Below are 2,358 nucleotides of genomic sequence, written 5' to 3' on the forward strand. Positions count from 1 at the left end.
ATCCACTTCCCAGATCGCCTGGAGAAATATATCAGCCTATGAGGCTACTTGGCTGACACAGAGTTTTGAACACCCTCGCTTGAGAAATTATTTGGGCTCTAAAACTATGTGCCCAGACCGGCTAAAAGTCATCCACACTATTTGTCATTTGTTTCTTTTATTTTATAGCTCCAACTTAAGCCTTTCTCCAACAGAGGTATTTGAAAACCCCTCCCTCCGGTAAAAATCTATCGTTCTTTGCCAATTTTCTTTCTTGGGTGTGCTAACTTCTAGTCGTGGCCAACCCTGCTCCCTGGCAAAACTGACTGTCTCATCCAGTAACGCCTTTCCAATAGATTTTGACCGAAATTCAGGCTCCACATAAAGCTCTTCAATCACACCATAATAGCCACCGGCATATATAGCTGCTGACTTGGAGATAGTGATGACCCCCACAAAAGAACCCTCAACCTGATATAGGAAAGCATGGAATCCACTCTCCTCAGACAAAAGCTTCCTCGCAGCAGACGTCAATTTCACAGGATCTATTTCCCACTTATGACCAACAAGATCGCGAAGTAGCTTTGTCACCAAGTCAGCGACTTCTTCACTGAGCTCATGGGTTGCTTTTATAATCTCATTTGCCATTAGCTATATCCTCCTACTCAACTACCGGCACAGCTTTCACTCCAAACAAAAAACCCGCCAAATAGCGGGTTCTTATCCTGCAATGCGCAAAAAAGGCATGTTAGGATTTTTATACCATCGTGGTGCACGGAAAGTCAAGGGTTTTAACCTGCTGAGTTTGTTAGTATTTTTTTGACACTCCAACCAGCCAGACTCTACATACTGGAGCCAGGTGATCACTCAGCGCACCCCTGCAATACTTGTAGAAGAAAGGTAAAGCCGTAAACTGTAAGGCCATCCGTAGGCGGACATGGTTAGATTTTTTATACGATGAACTAGCGGTAGAATTCAACGTAAAAACTGACTTCTGTAAGCGGCTCTACTTCATGTAAAATTGCTGGCTCAACAACCCCATATTTCCCTGGTGATAGATCAATTTCTTCAATTTCAGGTTCAAGTATACGATAACGGAGGCTGCCTTTTAAAAGTATAATTTTACCCCACGTGCCTTCCTTTGTTTTGTGTGCGCGCAACAGTCCCTGGGGAATACTTTCGCTTGAAAACTCAGGCGTCCGCTTATAGCTTTTAACTGACTTTGGCAATTCTTTCATCTTGACCACCATTATCTTGATTGCTATTTTCCGAGTAAAGACAAGTATTAGGGGTTCCCTTTACCAGATAAACTTATTAAATCGTACCTTAACCGTAGCTCATTAATATACTTCTGCCTTGAGCTACTTGCTCGTTCATGTGGTGCAAAATATGAGCTTACGTCGTCGAGAAGATCTATTATTTTTATCAGCTTTTTTCTGCCTTGACCATCAATTAAACCGCAGTCTAAAAAATCGCTGGCGATGAGTATGGAAATTTCTTTTGAGGCTATCTGCTCTGGAAGGCCATTTTTTGTACATAAGCCATAGGTACCATCAAGAAAATATTTCCACTCACTGTCAAGTGTCAGCTCTAACTCACTGTTTAATTTTGGATTGTTTGAATAAATTCCGTCTTCTCTCAAAGACTCCAGTTGTTGACAGTATCTGTCTTTGAATATTTGCTTGGCATCCTCAACTTTTTCCAAAGAGAGCAAAATGTTTACCCAAGACAAATAACCTCTAGAGTAAAATTCTGAATTTTCACTTGCCTCGTATGCCCCAAAGAAAGAGTCGCATTGAATACTAATCTCAAGACTATACGAGGCTCTAGGCATTACTTCCAGATCCTGAAGCTCCAGAAGCCTCCCTTCGTCAACATTAGCTTTATCGAGCAATTGATTTTTGGTGTAAAAATTATCAAAAAGATACCTAACCAACTCCATAATTATCAAATACCCCTCTACACGGCAACCAATGTGCGCCTGTTAAAAGTGTGTCACAAGGCTTTAACCGGTCTTTATTGACCGTGACTACACCTTCTATGGGTCGAAGAGCGTGGGCCGGAAGCAGATCTAGCAGTCTCTACAAAAACGCCCTGCCTCTATCCAAATCTTGCCTTACTGGCATTTATCTTATTACAGTATACATCGGGTTTGGCGTTGATCAACACCTTATCCCAATTACATTACGAATAGCCCATACCCAAACTACAGCCATAAAAAAGCCCCGTCGGATTAACCAGGCGGGGCTTTCGAAGGGGGGGTATGGTCCCGCTGCGCATACTTCGCGACAGCTTAGCTTATAATAGTAGATACACGTGCGCACTGTCAATACATACAGACTGTATTAAAAGCCAGTTATGCGGCATTCTGCGCCAAAA

Annotated in this window: 3 protein-coding genes; all 3 read right to left on the bottom strand. The window is 42.4% G+C overall.

Features of this window, described 5'->3' with window-relative positions:
- Positions 1 to 162 precede the first annotated feature (162 nt).
- A complete protein-coding gene (locus Q1A48_RS20975; protein ID WP_299948761.1) occupies positions 163 to 627 on the bottom strand; it encodes a GNAT family N-acetyltransferase in 465 nt (154 codons plus the stop codon).
- A 314-nt stretch (positions 628 to 941) separates the two neighbouring features.
- Entirely contained in the window at positions 942 to 1,217 is a 276-nt protein-coding gene (locus Q1A48_RS20980; protein WP_299948763.1) for a DUF1971 domain-containing protein, read from the bottom strand.
- A 47-nt stretch (positions 1,218 to 1,264) separates the two neighbouring features.
- Positions 1,265 to 1,921, bottom strand: coding sequence for a DUF6058 family natural product biosynthesis protein (locus tag Q1A48_RS20985; protein ID WP_299948765.1), 657 nt, complete (start codon positions 1,919 to 1,921; stop codon positions 1,265 to 1,267).
- Between the last annotated feature and the right edge of the window lie 437 nt (positions 1,922 to 2,358).

Source organism: uncultured Microbulbifer sp. (genome assembly GCF_947489355.1).
Taxonomy (GTDB): domain Bacteria; phylum Pseudomonadota; class Gammaproteobacteria; order Pseudomonadales; family Cellvibrionaceae; genus Microbulbifer.